Below are 1,130 nucleotides of genomic sequence, written 5' to 3' on the forward strand. Positions count from 1 at the left end.
TGAACGTCCACTGGTTCACCTCCTTGACCGAGGTTCAGGCCATCGTGGAGGCTTGGCGCGTGGACTACAATGAGATCCGGCCTCACATGACTCTCAAAGACCAGACGCCAACGGAATACGCTCGGAGAACGGTTTCTGGAGGGCTCGAAGGCCATTGACCGACCAAATTCTCGGGCCCGAAATGTCCATGTAATCCAAGCGGATCAATTACTGTCGAATTCTTGAGTGACAATGGCGGCGCTTTTCGTGCCATCGAGACGCACACTTTGGCCCATGAACTGGGCATCAAGCCTGTGCATACGCCCGTGAACAGCCCGCAGTCGAATGGCATGGCAGAGAGCTTCGTGAATACGTTTAAACGCGATTACGTCGCCTGCATGGATYGCAGCAGCGGCGCCGCCGTGCTGGCCCAACTGCCCGACGCCTTCAGGCACATCATCGAAGTACATCCACATTCGGCATTGGGCTACAAATCGCCATGCATGTTTAGGAAAGAGCGGCGGCGTCAGGCGCTGGAAACTGACGCTAACTAAGCATCAGGCTGTTTCCGGGAATGGAGGGGCAAGATCACGCACTCCGAAGACGACGAGGATTGATCCCGGCACGCACATACAGTCTTGCGCGCGCCGGCGCGGCCGTTTGGTGAGTGATATGACGAATCCGGTAATCATTGGCGGAGCAACACTCTACTTTGGCGACTGCCGCGAGTTACTGCGTGCCTTGCCTGCAGGCTGTGCCGACCTATGCATTGCTGACCCGCCGTACGGCGACACCAGCCTGGAATGGGATAAGGCGGTTGACGGCTGGCTACGGGAAGTAGCACGCGTGCTGAAGCCGAACGGCTCGATCTGGCTGTTCGGTGGCCGCGCTACGCGAAGGCTGCACTTACATCGGCTTCGAGGATATGGCCGAATACTTCGGGTGTGAGGATCGCATCCATAACTTCCTGAATCCCGTGCATCCAGACGTATTCCAAGCGGCCGCATGAACCTCTCAATCCATAAGCATATGCGTTTGGAAATTGAGGGCCATCGCGTGAATGATGGCAGCAAGAATGATTGGGTTATCCGTCCCAGTATAGGACTTGAGGTAAATCTCCTTGGCCTTTTCCAATTGCCGCTCAGTGATCC

2 protein-coding genes and 1 pseudogene are annotated in these 1,130 nt (G+C 56.2%); all 3 read left to right on the forward strand.

Features of this window, described 5'->3' with window-relative positions; genetic code table 11:
• Nucleotides 1-158 (forward strand): integrase core domain-containing protein (locus tag AB4Z11_RS32255; protein WP_442030341.1); only part of this gene is annotated, 158 nt, incomplete at its 5' end.
• Between the two features lie 54 nt (nt 159-212).
• Nucleotides 213-533, forward strand: a pseudogene (locus AB4Z11_RS32260) (integrase core domain-containing protein); the annotation flags it as partial.
• 118 nt (nt 534-651) lie between these two features.
• Nucleotides 652-927, forward strand: a complete 276-nt coding sequence (locus AB4Z11_RS32265) for a DNA methyltransferase (protein WP_442030339.1) — start codon at nt 652-654, stop codon at nt 925-927.
• The last annotated feature ends 203 nt before the right edge of the window (nt 928-1,130 follow it).

Origin of the sequence: Pseudoduganella sp. RAF53_2 (assembly GCF_052113985.1) — a bacterium.
In the GTDB taxonomy this organism is placed as follows: Bacteria; Pseudomonadota; Gammaproteobacteria; order Burkholderiales; family Burkholderiaceae_D; genus Rugamonas.